Source organism: Microlunatus parietis (assembly GCF_013407955.1).
Taxonomy (GTDB): Bacteria; Actinomycetota; Actinomycetes; order Propionibacteriales; family Propionibacteriaceae; genus Microlunatus; species Microlunatus parietis.
In genome coordinates, this window is sequence record NZ_JACCBU010000001.1 from 1,473,547 (window position 1) to 1,490,016 (window position 16,470).

Sequence of the window (16,470 nt, forward strand, 5' to 3'; positions counted from 1 at the left end):
CTTGGCACTGTATGAGCAGCGACAAAGGAAAAAAGACGTCATCCACTCCGACCGCGTCCTTCGTCGTGGTCGCCAACCGGCTAGCCGTCGACCGGATCGAGAACGCTGACGGCAGCACGGGCTGGCGAACCTCACCCGGAGGTCTGGTCACGGCCCTCGAGCCGGTGATGCGCGCCAATGACGGCGCCTGGATCGGCTGGCACGGGGCACCCGAGAAGCTGGAACCGTTCTCCACGAACGGCATGCAACTCATCCCGGTCGAACTCAGCGAGACCGAGGTCGCCCAGTACTACGAAGGGCTGTCCAACGGCACGCTGTGGCCGCTCTACCACGACGCCGTGGAGAACCCGGAGTTCCACCGGGAATGGTGGGATGCCTACGTCGCGGTGAACGAGCGGTTCGCCGACCGGACCGCCGCGGTGGCCGAAGACGGCGCCGTGGTGTGGGTGCAGGACTACCAGCTGCAGCTGGTCCCGGCGATGCTGCGGCGACGCCGGCCGGACCTGCGGATCGGCTTCTTCCTGCACATCCCGTTCCCGCCGCTCGAGCTGTTCCAGCAGCTCCCCTGGCGGAACCAGATCCTGGAGGGGATGCTCGGCGCGGACCTGGTCGGCTTCCAGCTGCCGGGTGGTGCGCAGAACTTCGTTCGCCTGGTACGGCAGCGGCTGCACCTGCAGACCCATCGGGACCGGGTCCGGACCGCCGACGGCCGGACCGTGCTGGCGCGGGCGTACCCGATCTCGATCGACACCTCCGGCTTCAACGAGCTGGCCGCCAGCCCGTCGGTCGAGCAGCGGGCCAAGCAGATCCGGCACGATCTCGGCGACCCGCGGACGATCTTCCTCGGCGTCGACCGGCTCGACTACACGAAGGGCCTGCGGCAGCGGATCCGGGCATTCGGCGAGCTGGTCCGCGACGGCCGGCTCGATCCGGACGAGGCGGTGCTGGTGCAGGTGGCGGCGCCGTCCCGGGACCGGGTCGATCAGTACCGGCAGCTGCGCGACGACATCGACATGCTGGTCGGGCGGATCAACGGCGAGACGGGCCGGATCGGCCGGCCGCCGATCACGTACCTGCACGCGTCCTATCCCCGCGAGGAGATGGCCGCGCTCTACCGGGCGGCCGACATCATGGTGGTCACCCCGCTGCGGGACGGGATGAACCTGGTCGCCAAGGAGTTCATCGCCTGCCGACAGGACGACAACGGCGCACTGGTGCTGAGCGAATTCGCCGGCGCTGCGAAGGAGTTGCGGCAGGCCTACCTGGTGAACCCGTACGACATCAACGGGCTCAAGGAGCGTCTGGTGGAGGCGATGAACGACTCGCCGCGGGTGCACGCCCGGCGGATGCGCTACCTGCGCAAGCAGGTGTTCGAGAACGACATCGACCGCTGGGCCTCTCTGTTCCTCGACGATTTGACCGGCCGTGAGTCTTGATCGGGCCTTGATCTAATCCTTGGCCTCATCATCACAATTAGGCTCAACCCGATCCAATCCTGTTGTGAGGGTTGCCCGGCGCGCCTACCTTTGAGATGGCTGGGGCCATGAGCCCGGCTCCGTAGCTCCCTACCGCTCGGAGCCCCGCCCCCCCAGGCGTCTCCTGGCCCCGGCCCAAACTTTCTGCTGCGGGCTGTCGCGTCTCCACCCTCTCGGCCGGGGATCACTGTCGGTCTTGACTGATTGCATTTTGCAATCGATGCTGGATCCAGACCGACGACAAAGGAGTGATCATGAAGGATCCCGAGCCGCACTTCGACGGCAGCTTCAGCGAGCCCGGCGCGGCCGCGACACCCTGGGCGGAGACCCGCCAGATCATCGAGTCGGCCCAGCTCAGTTGGCTCACCACTGTGCGCGCCGACGGCCGACCGCACGTGACACCGCTGGTCACCGTCTGGCTGGACGACGCGCTGCACTTCTGCACCGGGCCCACCGAGCAGAAAGCCCGCAATCTGCTGGCCCATCCGGAGGTCGCCGTGGCGATCGGAACGAGCTCGTGGTCCGACGGGCTGGACGTCGTGGTCGAGGGTACGGCGCTCCGGGTGACCGACCGAGCCCTGCTGGAGCGGCTGGCCGCGGCCTGGGCGACGAAGTGGAACGGCGATTGGCAGTACCAGGTCTCCGACACCGGATTCGGCGGCGAAGGCGGCGAGGCCTGGGTGTTCGCGGTGGAACCGGCCAAGGTGCTCGCGTTCGGCAAGGGGCCGTACAGCCAGACTGGCTATAGGCCTTGATGGAGACGAAGCTCCCCCGGTTGGACTCGAACCAACAACCCTGCGATTAACAGTCGCATGCTCTGCCAATTGAGCTACAGGGGATCGCGTCGCTCCCCTTGGCGAGGGGCGCGGGTACGTACGATAGCAGGCCGATCACCGAATGTCGTACTCGGTTCTCACCGCCTCCAGGGCACGGTCCGCGAGGTCGCGAATCCCCTCGGTCTGCCAGGTGACTCCGCGGGTCAGCGTGCTGTGCCAGGCGATCGGCGCGGCGGCGTCGGCGAGGTCCCGCCGGCCGCTGATCGTCACCCCGCGGTTGCCGTCCACCGGGATGAACTTCTCGACCACGAGGCTGGCCGCGACCCGCTCCCGGAACAGCTCCGGCAGCCGCGCCGGCTCGGCCAGGTCGATCAGCCCGCGCCGCCCGTCGTAGGCCCGGAAGCTGAGCCGGCGGGTCTCGGCGTTCCAGCCGCCGTTCTCGATCTCGTGCCAGCCGACGTGGGTCCAGCCGTCCCGGTTGCCGTACGAGAGCACGGCGGGAAACCCGACGCAGAAGCCGTCGCCGGTCGTGGCCCAGGACAGGATCCGCTCGGTCGGCCGGCCCGCCGCACGGAGCGATTCGACCAGCGACACGTACGCCTCGGCGGGCAGCCCGCGGGACTTGCTCCACCAGCGGGTCTTGAGCGTCATGCGGTCATTGTTCCAGCCCTCCCCGAACCGTCCGACCGCAGCCGGTCCAGCGCCCGGTGCTCGATCCGCCGCACGCCCGACTCGGACTGGCCGAGCCGGGTGGCGATCACCGCATAGGACAGGCCGGGCTCGCCGTCGAGCCCGTACCGCAGCCGCAGCACCGTCTGTTCCAGCTGTGGCAGCCGCCACAGCAGTTCGTCGACGGACCGGTCCGGTCGCTCGACGATCGCGTCCGGCGGCGGTCCGAGGTCCGCCGGCCCTGCCGGATCGCCGCTGGGTTGGTCGAGCGAGGTGACCTGCTGCCAGGCCAGCAACCGCTCGTACCGGCGCGGGTCCAGGCCGGCCCGCTCGGCGATCTCGGCGGCCGTCACGTCCCGGCCCAGCGCCTGGACGAGTTCCTCCTCGGCGATCCGCGCCGCCCGCAGCTGCTCGGCTCGCAACGCCGGCAGCGGAATCCCGCCGAGACGACGCAGCACCGCGTCCCCGAGCCGGGCCCGGATCCAGTACAGGGCGTAGGTCGAGAACCGCATCCCGCGCCGATGATCGAACCGGGCCACCGCGATCAGCAACCCGAGACAGCCTTCCTGGAACAGCTCGTCGCGCGGCAGCCCGGCCCGGCTCGCATAGCCGGGCACCAGGCCCGCGACCAGCCCCAGATTGGCCCGGACGAACCGCTGCCGGGCCCGTTCACCGGCCCGTTCCAACGCCAGCAGTTCCTCGGTCGTCGCACCACTGCGCCGGACCGGCTCCTGCCGCTCCGCCCAGGCCAGGGCACCCGCCTCGATCCGGGCCGCCAGTTCGCTCTCCTCGGCCGGCGTCAGCAGCGCGTCGTCCGGCTCCGTCCATTCCCCCATGGCCGCACTCTGACACCCGGCACCGACACCCGCACCAGTTATCCACAGGGGCAGTTTTGGGAATTCACTCCTGGGCGCCGATGCTGCGCTGGTGCAGCGCGTGCCGACGCGCCTCGAGGACGACCAGCTCGGAGAACATCTGGTTGTACTTGACCGCCTGGTCGACCGGGTTGGTCCGCTGCAGCTTCGACTTCAGTTCGGCGATCTGCCGCATCACGGTGAGCAGTTGCAGCCCGGAACTGTAGGCGGCCACCAGGCGTTCGGTCGGCTCGCCGGTGATCGGCAACGGTTCGACGGCGAGCGAGACGGTGAGCGAGCGGAGCCGGTCGGCCTCCGCGGCCAGGCTGACCCGGTGCGCCCAGTCGCCCTCGGCGCCGTCGGCGGCGGCCTTCTCGACGCAGGTGAACACGGCCGCGTACGCCGGATGGGTGAAGTCGGCGGCGGTGATCCCGTCCCAGCCGGCCCCGAACCGCTGCGGCGCCTGGATGATCAACTTCAGGGTCTGCCGCTCGGTGGTCAGCAGCCGGTCGTTCGGGTCGGGCAGTTCGAGGCCCTTGCGCCGGGGCGGCTGTTCCGATTCCTCGGGCGGGTGTTCGTCCGGGGCCTGCTGCCGGTACCGGTCCCCCCGCTGGCCCGACCCGGACTGCGGCCGCGGCGCCCGGGCGGCCCGGGCCACCTCGCGCTGCACCTCCTCCGGCTCCATCCCGAGCAGGCCGGTCAGCTCGCGTACGTACCCGCTGACCAGGCCGCGGTCGCGGATGCTGCCGACCAGCGGCGCCGCGGCGCGGAGCGCGTTCAGCCGGCCGTCGACCCGATCGAGGTCGTACCGGCCGACGATGTTGCTCATCACGAACCGGTACAGCGGCACCCGCCGGGCGACCAGTTCGCGGACCGCCGCCTCACCCTGCTGCAGCCGCAGGTCACACGGGTCGAGCCCGCTCGGTTCGACCGCGACGTACGTCTGCGCCAGGAAGTTCTGATCGCCGGAGAAGACCTTCAGGGCGGCGCTCTGACCGGCCTCGTCACCGTCGAACGTGAAGATCACCTCGCCGCCGAACGCGTCATGATCACCCATCAGCCGGCGCAGCAGCCGAGCATGATCATCACCGAACGCGGTGCCGCAGGACGCGATCGCCGTGTCCACGCCGGACAGGTGCGCCGCCATCACGTCGGTGTAGCCCTCGACCACCACAGCCTGGCTCTTCTTGGCGATCGCCTGGCGGGCCCGGTCGAGGCCGTACAGCACGTGGGATTTCTTGTACAGCGGGGTTTCCGGGGTATTGATGTACTTCGCCGAGATCCGGTCGTCGTCGAAGATCCGCCGACCGCCGAAGCCGAGCACCTGCCGGCCGGAGTCCCGGATCGGCCAGAGCAGCCGCCCCTGGAAGAAGTCGTAGCCGGACTCCCGGGCCAGCCCGCCGGCGACCAGGTCGGCATCGGCGAAGCCGCGTCCGCGCAGGTGCCGCAGCAGCGCCCGGCCGTCCCGCGGCGCGAAGCCGACACCGAAGTCGAGCGCGGTGTCCCGGTCGAAACCGCGCTCGGCCAGGAACTGCCGGGCCTGCAGGGCGTCCGGCGCGGCCAGCTGTTCGGCGTAGAACTCCGCCGCCGCCTGGTGCGACTCCATCAGCCGCATCCGCAGGCCGGGCGGGGTCCGCGTGCCGCCGTCGTCCGAGTACCGAAGCTGGATGCCGACCCGGTCGGCCAGCCGCTCGATCGCCTCGACGAACGTCAGGTTGTCGATCTTCTGGACGAAGCTGATCACGTCGCCGCCCTCGGAACAGGCGCCGAAGCAGTACCAGAGGCCGCGGGAGGGCGTGACCTGGAAGCTCGGCGTCTTCTCCTCGTGGAACGGGCACAGGCCGACCATCGCACTGCCCGATCGGCGCAGCGTCACGTAGGAGCCGACGATCTCGTCGATCCGGGCGCGCTCGCGGACCGCCGCAATGTCCTCTTCGTTAATCCGGCCCGCCACAGGGCGAGTGTAGACCTCGCTCGCAGCCTTCTAGAGTTGAGCTATGAACAAGGTCTCGCCGGAACCGGAACGCCGGGTGCCCTGGCTGATCTTCGACGGCGACTGCGCCTTCTGCACTACGGCCGTGACCTGGATCGCCGAGCGGCTGCACCGGCCGGGACGCCTGGATCCGAAGTACGTTCCGTGGCAGTTCACCGACCTCGCTGCCGCCGGCACGACCGCCGAGCGGGCCCAGCGCGAGGTGCTCTGGCTGGACCTGCGCGGTGAGGTGGCCGGCGGTGCCGCCGCGGTCGCGGCCTGGCTGCGTTACGCCGGCGGCCCGTACCGGGTCCTCGGCACCGTGCTCCGGCTGCCCGGGATCGCTCAGCTCGCCGCCATCGTCTATCGCCTCATCGCGGTCAACCGGCATCGCCTGCCCGGCGGCTCGCCCGCCTGCGCCATGCCGCCCGCCGGCGTCACGCCGCACCACAACGCTCCCTGAGCTTGTCGAAGGGCGAGCCCGATGTTGCCCGGCCCCCTTCGACATGCTTCGACAGGCTCAGGGCACCGAATCCTCGAGTACGGACAGCTCGGCCCGGTCCAGGGACAGGTCGCCGTCGACGACCTCGATCGCCAGCCGTCGTCCCGGCCGTTCGTACAACCGCGCGTTGAGGGCGACCCCGTCGACGTAGAGGGTCGCGATCGTGTCGTCGACGACGAGGTCGACGGTGACTGTCTCGCCGGGCCGGGTCTGGAACGGGCGGTGCAGGCCGCGGTTGTCGTAGCGGTACCAGGGATAGTTGGGCACCCGGTCGATGTCGATCCGGCCCTCCCCGGCCCGGAAGGTGTACGCGTAGCCGTCGCCGGACGCCTCGTCCTCGAACAGCACGATCGCGAACGACCGCAGCCGGTCCGGGGTCAGCCGGAGGGTGATCAGGACCGGGCGGTCCTCGGGCAGCGACCCGAGCCCGATCCGGCCGCGACCGTCACCGGCCGACACCGCGACCGGCCCGTCGATCAGGGAGGTCGGAGCGGGGAACGCGTCCCGGACCGGAGCGGGGAGGCGGACGCCGAGCGACCGGTCCGGCCGCTGGTACACCTCGTGGACGACCAGGGTGCCGCCCCACTGCCAGGCCCCGAGGTCCTGCTCGCCCTCCTTCGTCGCGACCCAGCCGAACAGGTAGCGGCGCTCGCCGCTCGACGCGGACCGGGCGGCGTAGTAGGCACGGCCGTCGAAGGCGTCGTCGGCCGGCGCGGTCCAGGGGCCGTCGAGGCTGTCGCTCATCCGGTAGACGGTGGTGCTGCGGTCGCTGTACTCGGTGGTCAGTAGATACCAGTGATCACCCATCCGGAACAGGTCCGGCATCTCGTGCATCGTGTAGAGCTCGGGCGCCCAGAAGTCGCCCTGGAAGGTCCACCGCTCGAGATCGGTCGAGGTGTACCAGACGGTGCGGCCGGTGGTCCGCAACCGGTCACCCTCCCGTCGTGCGCCCAAGATCATGATCCAGCGATCATGATCATCGTCGCGGAGCACGTACGGGTCCCGCCAGTTGTCCGGGTCGTGCCCCGGCTCCGGCGCGACCAGTTCGCCCTCGACCGTGGTCCAGTGTTCAAGATCATCGCTGACCGCGTGCATCAGCACCTGGGCCGGCTTCCCGGCGGCCGGATAGTCCCGGTTGTAGCCGGTGTAGAAGGCGTGGAAGCGGCCGCCGGCCCTGGCCGTCTCCGGCGCCTCGAAGACGCTGCCGGCGAAGATGAACTGGTCCTGGTCGGCGTCGCCGCCGCGGTGCAGCGACTCGCCGCGATCCTCGTACCGGACGAAGTCGGTGGTTCGGGCCAGTGCCCAACCGAACGGTTCCCCGAACGGCCCGGGCCGTCGGGTGTCGCGCTGGTGGAACAGCTGGAACGCCCCGTCGGCGAAGATCGGCATGCAGTCGCCGAACCAGGTCCCGGGATGCTGATAGTAGAGGCGGTGCATGCTGTCCACCGTAGGACAATGATCAGCTCCGGACAGCCGTGATGATCGTGCGGCGGCGGTTCCTGAGGTTGAAATGCCCCTGTTCACCCTGATCACCGGCGGTGACATCGATGTCAGGATTGGGGTACGGAAGGAGACCGGCATGGCGCAGCGCCCGACGATCCACGACGTGGCCCGCGAGGCCGGCGTCGCGGTCAAGACCGTGTCTCGGGTGATCAACGGCGAGCGCGGCGTGAGCGACGCCATGCGGGCCCGGGTCCGGGCCGCGATCCGTACCCTCGACTATCGGCCGAACGCCGCCGCCCGGGTGCTCCGGCGCAAGGTGAGCCGCTCGATCGGCTACGTCTGCGTCGACATCGCAGAACCGGTCCAGGCCCGCCTCGCCCGGGCGATCGCGACGGTCGCGAGCGACCACGACTCGGCGCTGACCGTGTCGCTGACCGGCAGCGATCAAGATCGGGAACGGGCGGTGATCGAATCCCTGCTGGCCCGTCAGGTGGACGGTCTGGTGCTCTGGCCGACCGGCGCCGGCAGCCGGTTCCTGCAGCGGCTCGCGGACTCCCTCCCCGTGGTCTGCGTGGACCGACCGATCGAGGGCGTCGAGACCGACACCGTGCTGTGCGACAACCGCCGTGGCGCCGACCTGGCCGTACGCCACCTGGCCGGCCGCGGCCACACCCGGATCGCCTTCGTCGGCGACCCGCCCGAGCTGTTCACCCAGCGCGAGCGGCTGGCCGGCTACCGGGACGGCTTGGCGGCCGTCGGCATGGCGGCAGATCCCAAGATCATCTTCCAGCGGGTCCAGGAGGCCGGACCGCTGCGCCGGCAGCTTGATCACTGGCGGGCCTCGCCGGCACCGCCGACCGCACTGCTGGCCGCCAGCTCGCTGTCGGCGACGGCCGTCGTCCGCGCGCTGCGGACGGCCGACCCGCTCGAGGTGGTCGGCTTCGACGACTTCCCGCTCGCCGATCTCGTGCACGGCGGCCTGACCGTGATCGGCCAGGACGTGGACGGGATGGGCCGGGCCGCCGCGGAGACCCTGTTCCAGCGGCTGGCCGGCGACGGCGGCGGGCGGCTCCGGATCCGGGTCGCACCGGAGTTGATCAACCGAGACTGACGAAAGTCCAGGATTTGTGCTGTGCTGTCCATGTCGCGGACGCCGTCCGGCTGTCAGGCTCGATCGTGAAAGCCTTACGGACAAGGAGTTGATCGACGATGACCGTCACGGACGTCCACGACCCACGGGTCCGGGAGCAGGGCTACCTGCTGGTCGAGGACCTGCTCTCCCCCGCCGAGTGCGACGAGATCGGCGAACGGCTGCTCTCGTACGCACGAAAGGACCGCCCCGCGCCCGACGGCCTGTCGCTGCAGCAGGAGCCGGCGCTGGCCCGATCCGGCCAGCAGGTCGAACCCGGCCAGGACATCCGCAAGATCAGCGGGCTCTGGGCCGACGACCTGGTCCGGGAGAAGATGATCACCCGGCCCGCGATCGTGGAACGGATCCAGGCCGTGCTCGGTGACCGGCTCTGGCTGTTCCGGGCCGACGCGCTGATGAAGCCGGGGAAGGTCGGTTCGGAGAAGGGGTTCCACCAGGACTCGCCGTACTGGCCGATCCAGCCGATGTCGCTGTGGTCCTGCTGGCTCCCGTTGGACGACGCGACGCTGGACAACGGCTGCATGCTCGTCGTACCGGGTAGTCATCGTGGTGGCGGCCTTCCGCACGAGCACACCCAGGACGACTACGTGATCCCGTCCGATCACTACGACCTGGACGCGGTCGTCCCGGTGCCGATGCGGCGCGGCTCCGGACTGTTCTTCCACAGCCTGGTCGTGCACGGCACCGCCGCCAACACGTCGGGCCGGCCCCGGCGGGCGATCACGATGAGCTACTTCGGGGCCGAGCACACCCACACCGGCGACACCCCGCGGCCGGACTATCCGGTCGTCGCCGGCTAGCCGGGAGGGCTTCGTGGGGTCGGCCGACGACGGCAGCGGCATCTCGCTGATCGCCCACGCGGCGGCGTACTTCGACTGTCCGCCGTCCTGGCGGCTGGCCCCGCGATCCCTGCCGCACTACCAGCTCTGGGTGATCACCGGCGGCATGTGCGAGTTCCGGCTGGGCGGCCTCGACCCGGTCCGGGTCGGGCCCCGCTCGGTGATCATGATCCCGCCGCAGACCTCGCAACAGGCCTGGAACGGCGAGCCGTCGCTGCGCACCCACGTGGCCCACTTCATGGCGTACGACCGCGGCGAGCCGCGCCTCGACCTCTGGCCGCCGACCCTCATGATCAACCTGCACGGCCGGGCCTGGGACAGGGTCGTCGCCGACGTCCGCGACGCGGCGGCCGAACTGGCTCGGCCGCGGCCCGGTGGCACCATGATCGCCAACGCCGCCCTGACCGACGCCGTCGGCCGGCTGCCCCGGACCGAGGCGGATTCGGTGATCATCGACCCGTCCGGCGAGACCCATCCGCCCGAGGTCGCCGCCGCGATCGACCACCTGCGCCGGAACTTCGAACGGGACCTCTCGACCCGGGACCTGGCCGCCGCCGCGCACGTCAGTCCCGAACTGCTGCGCCGCCTGTTCCGCCGGGCCACCGGCCAGTCCCCGTCCCGCTTCGTCCAGCGATTCCGGATCGGCGTTGCCCGCCGGCTGCTCCAGGAGACCGACCTCCCGGTCTCCGTCGTCGCCCGCCGCGCCGGCTTCGGCGACGCCTTCTACTTCTCCCGCGTCTTCACCGCCGCCGAGGGCACCCCGCCGTCCCGCTACCGGGCCACCGCCCGGGCCGAGCTGTCCGCCGGCCCCTGAGCCTGGATCCACGAGGCTCACGAAATGGCCGGCAGCCGGGCCGGCCGGGCCTGTCGTTTTTCCTCCGCGGCTCAACCGATAAAGCGCTTCAGCGGCTTCCAGCGCTCGAACTGTGGAGTTCTCGCGACACCGGGCGAGGCTGGACCTTTCAGTGGGGCCGGAGGCCATCCCTCCGGGGATGGGCTCGGCGGACCGGTGTGTAGACGAGCAGTTCGCCGAGGCGTTCGTACCCGACGGTCGGATAGAGGTAGGCGCCGGCCCGGCTGGCGCTCAACACCGAGCTGCGTAGGCCGCGGTCGCGATCGTCCCGGAGCATCCGGGCCAGCAGGGCGCGGCCGATGCCGCGGCGGCGCTGGGTCGGGACGACGAACATCTCCGAGCACCAGGACCCGTCCGTGGCCACCTCGATGCTGGCGACCCAACCGACCGGAACTCCGTCCAGCACCGCCTGATACTGCCGGTAGGGCCCGTCCTCGGCGAAGGCCTGTTCCGGCAGCCGGGGACCGCCGGCCTCCCGCAGCAGGTCGGCCTGGGCGGACGTGGTGACCCGCTCGATCGGGATCGACGGGTCCGGCGCCGGCAGGTCGACCAGCCGATGCTGCAGGAACGGTTCGGCACCGCCGAGTCGGAAACCCAGTTCGCGATAGGCGTTCCGGAGTGGCGACGGGTCCTCGTCATCGGCCCGGACCACACACAGCGCGTACCGGCCGCGGGTGTGCGTCTGCGCCAGCTGGTACAGCTCCGCCGGGGCCAGCCCGTGGCCGACCCACTCCTCCCGGCGGTACTTGGCCGGGTCGCGGCGCGGCGCATCCCGCAGCACCCAGCTGCCGCCGACCCGTTCGGCGAGATAGGGATAGGTCCGACTCCGGGTGCGGCTGAACCCGTGGACGAAGACCTCGATCGCCCGGTCCAGCTCTCCGTCGCTCATCCGATCAGCATCTCGCAGGTCAGCGCTCACCGGGCCGAAGGCAGGAAACCAAACCTCGCCGTCGTGGCGTCGACGCTCGATCCGCCGTTCGCCGATCGGGCAGGATGAGCGGGCATGGGGAGGTTCACGGGTTGGCCGGCGACGGCGTACGACGTCCTGCTCGAACTCGACGGCGACCCTCCCGCGGCGGTACGTCAGCGATGCCGGCGGGACCGGGAACGGCTGGTGCGCCGGCCGATGATCGCGCTGCTGCAGGATCTCGCCGACCTGGACGAGAGCTGCGACGACTTCTCCGTCGAGGGCTTCGTCTCGCCTCACTACGGGCGGTGGCAGCATCAGCTCGCGGCGATCCGGTACGCCCGCAACGTCACCGTCGGGCTGAGGTTCGACCTGGACGGGCTGTGCCTGAGCGGCAACTGGTGGCCCGCCGAGCCGGACCACCTGCAGCGCTACCGGGACGCGATCACCGACGAGATCAGTGGATCGGCGCTCGTCGACCTGCTGCACCGGCTGCCGGAACCCGTCCGCCCGCTGATCGGCGGCCCGATGAAGCGGCTGCCTCGCGGTGTCCCGGCCGGTCATCCCCGGGCGGACCTGCTCCGGCTTCGGTCCCTGACCACCGAACTGCCGCTGGGCAGCGAGGACTGGCTGCACACGGCCGAAGCCCTTGATCACGTCGCCGGCGCGGTGCAGCAGTTGCGGCCCTTCACGTCCTGGTTCGTCTCACACGTGACCGGCTGCCCTATCGTCGGGCTGTGACCACTTCACCCGACCTGCTGCGGCTCGCGATCGCGGTGGTGATCTTGGTCGGGCTGGCGTTGGCCGCCGCGACGTTCGGCCGGCTGGCGGCTCGGCGCCAGCTGGCGGTGGCCGCCGGCCGGGCCGTGCTTCAGCTCGCGGTGGTGTCCTTGATCATCACGGCGGTGCTGAGCCACCTGGTCTGGTCGCTGATCTTCGCGCTGGTGATGTTCGGGGTCGCGGTCGGCACGTCGGCGCGCCGGATCGGCGCGCCCCGGGCCTGGCCGTGGGCCGCCGCGGCGATCGCCAGCGGTGTGCTGCCGGTGCTGGCGGTGATCTTCCTGTCCGGCACGGTGCCGTGGAACGGGCCGTCGCTGGTGCCGATGGCCGGGATCATCATCGGCGGCACGATGACGGCGCACAGCCTGCTCGGGCGCCGGCTGTTCGGGGCCCTGCGCGATGATCATGGACTGTACGAGGCGGCGCTGTCGATCGGGCTGCCCCGGCCGGCCGCGATCGCCGAGGTCACCGGGCGGCATCGGATCGAGGCACTGGTGCCGGGGCTGGACCAGACCCGCACGGTCGGGCTGGTCACGCTGCCGGGCGCGTTCGTCGGGGTGTTGCTCGGCGGCGGCACGCCGCTCCAGGCGGGTGCCGCGCAGTTGATCGTGCTGATCGGGCTGCTGGCCGCGCAGACGATCTGCGTCGTCGTCGGCGACCGGCTGATCCGGGCCGGTCTGCTGCTGCCGAAGGAATTGCGCGTCGCTCTCGTACCGTAGGACTCAGCCGAGCAGATAGCGCCGGATGGCCAGCGCCGCGCCGCCGCGCGCCCAGTCGTAGAAGTCGAGCTCCTCCATGATCAGATCGTCCTCGTCGGCGAGCACGCTGCGATGATCACGCAGGCCGCTCCAGACCGCCTCCGCCCCGATCATGGCGAACTCGACGCCGTCGCCGCAGAGCACGATCCGTTCCGGCGCGACCAGGTCGGCGATCCGGGCGACCAACAACCCCAGTTGGTACGCCGACGTGTCCAGCACCATGCCGACCGTCGGGTCGCCGTCCCGGGCCAACCGGAGGAACTCGGCGAACGTGAACGTGGTACCCGCAGCGCGGCCGGCCAGATCGGCCAGCGCGGACGAGGTGAGCAGGACCGACGCGCAGCCGCGGTGACCGAGACCGCACTCGGGACCGTCGGCGAGCAGCTGCCAGTGCCCGACCTCGCCGGAGATCCCGCGGTCGCCGTCGACCAGCGCGTCGTTGATCACCAGCCCGCAGCCGAAGCCGACGCCGACGGTGATCACGACCAGGGACCGGCAGCCGCGCCCGGCCCCGAACCAGTGCTGGGCCAGGGTCAGCGCCTTGACGTCGTTGTGTACGGTGACCGGCAGCCCGACGGCCGAGGACAGGATGGCGCCGACGTCGACCTCGCCCCAGCCGAGGAAGTGCGCCTGCTGGACGACGCTGCCGTCCAGCACCGGTCCGCCGATCCCGACCCCCACCCCGCTGACCCGCGGATGTTCGGCCCGGAAGCCGGTGATCAACTCCGCGACCCGGCCGAGGAATGTGCTCGGAACCCTGGCCCGGCTGCCGATCCGGCGCCGGTCCAGCACGGCACCGCGCAGGTCGGTGACCACACCGTACGCGGTGCCGGCGACGATCTTGATCCCGATGAACTGGGCCGCCTCGCCGTTGATCTCCAGCGGCAGCGAGGGCCGGCCGGTCGCGGCGCGCTGCTCGGCCGGCCGTTCCCGGATCAGCCGGGCCTTGATCAATTCCTTGGTCAGCCGGGTCAGCGACGGGCTGGACAGGCCGAGCCGCCGGGCCAGTTCGGCACGGGCGATCGGGCCGTGCCGGAGCACCGCCAGAGCAACGCCCTGGGCGGACTTGTCCAAGAGCGGGGCGGTCCGGTCCGGCCGGGGCGTCGACATCGGCAACCCGTCAGCTCGCCTCGACGGCTTCGACCCGGACCAGGACGACGTGCTCCGGACGGAGATCCGAGACCCGCAGCCCGCCGCTGATCAAGGCCGACCCCGGCAGTGGTGCCAGCGGCTCGGTGAACCACGGCTCGCGGGACCGACCCACGGCGCCGGAGTCGATCATGACCGGCTCGACCCGATACCGAAGGCCGGGATCCAAACCACGCAAGGGAATCCGGCCGACCAATTCGACTTCCGATCGGCCCACCGCGGCGACCGCGAAGATCGCCGAACGACGGTCCGGAGCCACGACACCGTGGGCGTGGACGGACTCGTCCGGGTAGTCGATCCGGACCAGGTCGCCGCCGAGCAAAAGCCCGCGCTCGGCCTTGAAGAACTCGATCCAGCCGCCCAGCTCGGCCAGCTCGGCCTCGGTCGCCTCGGCCAGGTCCCACTCGATGCCGAAGTGCCCGAAGACCGCGGTGCCGGCCCGGAACGACAGGTCGTGCCAGCGTCCGGTCGTGTGCGACCGGCCGGAGGCGACGTGCGAACCCATCAACTCCGGCGGGATCAGCTGCGTCGTCCACCGGTTCATCTGCTGCCGGTCCAGCGGGTCGATGCAGTCGGACACCCAGACCCGGTCGGTCCGTTCCAGGATGCCGAGATCGACCCGGGCGCCGCCGGACGAGCAGGACTCGATCTCCAGGCCGGGGTGGGCGGCCTTGAGTTCGTCGATCAGGCGATACACGGCCGCGGTCTGCGTGTGCACGCCGGGCCGGCCCTCCGGAGCCGTACCGGAATCGATCAGGTCGCGGTTGTGGTCCCACTTGATGTAGCCGATCGGGTACTCGTCGAGCAGCGCACCGATCGCGTCCCGCAGGTAGGCATAGCACTCGGGGATGCCGAGATTGATCACCTGCTGGTGCCGGTGCTCCACCGGCAGCCGGTCGCCGGTCGCCATTACCCATTCCGGATGGGCCCGGGCGACGTCGGAGTCGAGGTTGATCATCTCCGGTTCGAACCAGAGGCCGAACTCCATGCCGAGTTCGCGGACCCGGTTCACCAGCGGGTGCAGCCCGTCCGGCCAGACGTCCTTCGACACGGTCCAGTCACCGAGGCCGGCATGATCGTTGCGGCGCGCGCCGAACCAGCCGTCGTCGAGCACGTACCGCTCGACACCGAGCGCCGCCGCCCGCTCGGCAAGGTCGAGCAGCCGGTCGGTGTCATGATCGAAATAGACCGCCTCCCACACGTTCAGCGTCACCGGCCGGTCCCGGCCGGGATGCTGATCGCGGCTGCGCAGGTAGCGGTGGAACCGGCGCGCCACCTGGTCCAGCCCGACGCCGTAGCTGCCGTACAGCCAAGGACTGGTGTACGACTCCCCCGCCGCGAGCCGGACCTCGCCGGGCAGCAGCAGTTCGCCGCCGCCGACCACCTGCTCGCCGTTGGCAAGTCGTTCCGCGTAGTGGGTGTGGTTGCCGCTCCAGGCGACGTGGACGCCCCAGAGCTCGCCGTCGGCGAAGCCGAAGCCGGGCGTGCCGACGTGCAGCACCGTGGCCGCGTCCGCTCCGGTCCGGCCGCGGCGGCCCTCGCGCAGGTGCGTGCCCACGGTGAGCTCGCGCCGTTGCGGGGTGCGCTCCTTCGACCAGCGCCCGGCGAAGTCGAGCAGCTCCCGGCCCCGTTCCGGCACCGGGTAGGCCAGCACCAGATCGTCCAGCTGGTACGGCTCCGCGCCCGAGTTGATCACCTCGGCGCGGCTGCGCAACAACCCGCCCGCGGTCAGCTCGACGGTGATCACCAGGTCCAGACCCGCGACGGGATCGGCCGCCCGGAACTCGACGCTCGCGGCTCCGCCGATGATCACGGCGCCCTGTTCGCTGACCTCGCCGGTGACGCTGACCCCGGTCGTGGTGAACCTCGGCGACCAGTCCCGGCCGTTCCGCGAACCGCTCAGCCCGGGCCGTCCGGTCCAGGTGGTCCACTGCTCCGGCAAGAGCGCCGGACCGGTCGGAACGCCCTGGTCCACCAGCGGCCCGCGCCGCGACCCGGCGGCGATCACCGCGGTCACGTCCGCCGGCGTCAGCTCACCGAGATCCGCACCCCAGTAGGCGATTCCCGGCAGCCGTCCCGCCGAACCGTCGATGATCACCGAGACCGCCTCGGTGCGCAGGTGGATCAGGCAATCGACTCGTTCCGGCACGGCTCTCCTCGGCTCAACCTCTGCGGCGGTACGTTCCGCCCAGTCCTGACCCTATCGCCCGTTCTTACTTCCGCCACGGAACTTACCCGCGAGCACGGCGCCCCAGGCGGGCAGATTCCAAGGTGGGCAGTTTTTCACGTCACGTGAAAAACTGTCGCTCCACCAGAGAAGTTTCTCGGGTGGAGCGACAGGAA

At 70.8% G+C, this 16,470-nt stretch carries 15 protein-coding genes and 1 tRNA gene; 8 read left to right on the forward strand and 8 right to left on the reverse strand.

Annotated elements, in window-relative coordinates; genetic code table 11:
* Window positions 1-11: 11 nt before the first annotated feature.
* Both BKA15_RS06975 and BKA15_RS06980 read left to right on the forward strand, forming a co-directional pair.
* On the forward strand, window positions 12-1,436 hold the full coding sequence (locus BKA15_RS06975; RefSeq protein ID WP_179749298.1) for an alpha,alpha-trehalose-phosphate synthase (UDP-forming): 1,425 nt from the start codon (window positions 12-14) through the stop codon (window positions 1,434-1,436).
* Window positions 1,437-1,729: 293 nt separating this feature from the next.
* Window positions 1,730-2,230, forward strand: a complete 501-nt coding sequence (locus BKA15_RS06980; protein ID WP_179749300.1) for a pyridoxamine 5'-phosphate oxidase family protein — start codon at window positions 1,730-1,732, stop codon at window positions 2,228-2,230.
* 11 nt (window positions 2,231-2,241) lie between these two features.
* On the opposite strand, the gene BKA15_RS06985 is transcribed toward BKA15_RS06980, so the two are convergent.
* From BKA15_RS06985 to dnaG, 4 genes are all read right to left on the reverse strand, one after another.
* Window positions 2,242-2,314: transfer RNA gene (locus BKA15_RS06985), tRNA-Asn, on the reverse strand.
* Window positions 2,315-2,365: 51 nt separating this feature from the next.
* The gene (locus BKA15_RS06990) at window positions 2,366-2,902 is read right to left on the reverse strand and encodes a hypothetical protein (protein WP_179749302.1); all 537 of its coding nucleotides are present in this window, start codon (window positions 2,900-2,902) and stop codon (window positions 2,366-2,368) included.
* The gene (locus BKA15_RS06995) at window positions 2,899-3,756 is read right to left on the reverse strand and encodes a sigma-70 family RNA polymerase sigma factor (protein WP_179749304.1); all 858 of its coding nucleotides are present in this window, start codon (window positions 3,754-3,756) and stop codon (window positions 2,899-2,901) included. The genes BKA15_RS06990 and BKA15_RS06995 overlap by 4 nt, the downstream gene beginning before the upstream one ends.
* A gap of 64 nt (window positions 3,757-3,820) precedes the next feature.
* Window positions 3,821-5,728 carry a DNA primase gene (gene dnaG / locus BKA15_RS07000; RefSeq protein WP_179749306.1) on the reverse strand — a complete coding sequence of 636 codons (1,908 nt, stop codon included), beginning with the start codon at window positions 5,726-5,728 and terminating at the stop codon, window positions 3,821-3,823.
* Window positions 5,729-5,771: 43 nt separating this feature from the next.
* Here dnaG and BKA15_RS07005 point away from each other — a divergent pair, with 43 nt between their 5' ends.
* On the forward strand, window positions 5,772-6,209 hold the full coding sequence (locus BKA15_RS07005) for a thiol-disulfide oxidoreductase DCC family protein (RefSeq protein ID WP_179749308.1): 438 nt from the start codon (window positions 5,772-5,774) through the stop codon (window positions 6,207-6,209).
* A 57-nt stretch (window positions 6,210-6,266) separates the two neighbouring features.
* Here the strand turns inward: BKA15_RS07005 and BKA15_RS07010 are convergent, their stop codons facing one another.
* Entirely contained in the window at window positions 6,267-7,685 is a 1,419-nt protein-coding gene (locus tag BKA15_RS07010; protein ID WP_179749309.1) for a glycoside hydrolase family protein, read from the reverse strand.
* 73 nt (window positions 7,686-7,758) lie between these two features.
* On the opposite strand from BKA15_RS07010, the gene BKA15_RS07015 reads away from it, so the two are divergent.
* From BKA15_RS07015 to BKA15_RS36755, 3 genes are all read left to right on the forward strand, one after another.
* Window positions 7,759-8,802: a LacI family DNA-binding transcriptional regulator gene (locus BKA15_RS07015; RefSeq protein WP_179749311.1), complete on the forward strand. Its 1,044-nt coding sequence runs from the start codon at window positions 7,759-7,761 to the stop codon at window positions 8,800-8,802.
* 98 nt (window positions 8,803-8,900) lie between these two features.
* Window positions 8,901-9,641 (forward strand): phytanoyl-CoA dioxygenase family protein, encoded by a 741-nt coding sequence (locus tag BKA15_RS07020; RefSeq protein WP_179749313.1) that lies wholly within the window; start codon window positions 8,901-8,903, stop codon window positions 9,639-9,641.
* 13 nt (window positions 9,642-9,654) lie between these two features.
* Window positions 9,655-10,494, forward strand: coding sequence for a helix-turn-helix domain-containing protein (locus BKA15_RS36755; RefSeq protein WP_179749315.1), 840 nt, complete (start codon window positions 9,655-9,657; stop codon window positions 10,492-10,494).
* Window positions 10,495-10,642: 148 nt separating this feature from the next.
* Here BKA15_RS36755 and BKA15_RS07030 read toward each other — a convergent pair whose 3' ends face one another.
* Entirely contained in the window at window positions 10,643-11,422 is a 780-nt protein-coding gene (locus BKA15_RS07030; protein WP_179749317.1) for a GNAT family N-acetyltransferase, read from the reverse strand.
* A gap of 114 nt (window positions 11,423-11,536) precedes the next feature.
* Here BKA15_RS07030 and BKA15_RS07035 point away from each other — a divergent pair, with 114 nt between their 5' ends.
* Both BKA15_RS07035 and BKA15_RS07040 read left to right on the forward strand, forming a co-directional pair.
* Window positions 11,537-12,181, forward strand: coding sequence for a DUF2461 family protein (locus BKA15_RS07035; protein WP_179749319.1), 645 nt, complete (start codon window positions 11,537-11,539; stop codon window positions 12,179-12,181).
* Window positions 12,182-12,216: 35 nt separating this feature from the next.
* Window positions 12,217-12,939 carry an ABC transporter permease gene (locus tag BKA15_RS07040; protein WP_312879674.1) on the forward strand — a complete coding sequence of 241 codons (723 nt, stop codon included), beginning with the start codon at window positions 12,217-12,219 and terminating at the stop codon, window positions 12,937-12,939.
* Window positions 12,940-12,942: 3 nt separating this feature from the next.
* On the opposite strand, the gene BKA15_RS07045 is transcribed toward BKA15_RS07040, so the two are convergent.
* Complete coding sequence (locus BKA15_RS07045) at window positions 12,943-14,088, reverse strand: ROK family transcriptional regulator (RefSeq protein ID WP_179749321.1); 1,146 nt, start codon at window positions 14,086-14,088, stop codon at window positions 12,943-12,945.
* Between the two features lie 10 nt (window positions 14,089-14,098).
* Entirely contained in the window at window positions 14,099-16,276 is a 2,178-nt protein-coding gene (locus BKA15_RS07050; protein ID WP_179749323.1) for an alpha-galactosidase, read from the reverse strand.
* Window positions 16,277-16,470: the final 194 nt, after the last annotated feature.

Bases quoted from the DNA above. Each gene is read 5' to 3' on its own strand.
- BKA15_RS06975 (WP_179749298.1), top strand. From the start codon at position 12: ATGAGCAGCGACAAAGGAAAAAAGACGTCATCCACTCCGACCGCGTCC.
- BKA15_RS06980 (WP_179749300.1), top strand. From the start codon at position 1,730: ATGAAGGATCCCGAGCCGCACTTCGACGGCAGCTTCAGCGAGCCCGGC.
- BKA15_RS06990 (WP_179749302.1), bottom strand. From the start codon at position 2,902: ATGACGCTCAAGACCCGCTGGTGGAGCAAGTCCCGCGGGCTGCCCGCC.
- BKA15_RS06995 (WP_179749304.1), bottom strand. From the start codon at position 3,756: ATGGGGGAATGGACGGAGCCGGACGACGCGCTGCTGACGCCGGCCGAG.
- BKA15_RS07005 (WP_179749308.1), top strand. From the start codon at position 5,772: ATGAACAAGGTCTCGCCGGAACCGGAACGCCGGGTGCCCTGGCTGATC.
- BKA15_RS07010 (WP_179749309.1), bottom strand. From the start codon at position 7,685: ATGCACCGCCTCTACTATCAGCATCCCGGGACCTGGTTCGGCGACTGC.
- BKA15_RS07015 (WP_179749311.1), top strand. From the start codon at position 7,759: ATGCCCCTGTTCACCCTGATCACCGGCGGTGACATCGATGTCAGGATT.
- BKA15_RS07020 (WP_179749313.1), top strand. From the start codon at position 8,901: ATGACCGTCACGGACGTCCACGACCCACGGGTCCGGGAGCAGGGCTAC.
- BKA15_RS07030 (WP_179749317.1), bottom strand. From the start codon at position 11,422: ATGAGCGACGGAGAGCTGGACCGGGCGATCGAGGTCTTCGTCCACGGG.
- BKA15_RS07035 (WP_179749319.1), top strand. From the start codon at position 11,537: ATGGGGAGGTTCACGGGTTGGCCGGCGACGGCGTACGACGTCCTGCTC.
- BKA15_RS07045 (WP_179749321.1), bottom strand. From the start codon at position 14,088: ATGTCGACGCCCCGGCCGGACCGGACCGCCCCGCTCTTGGACAAGTCC.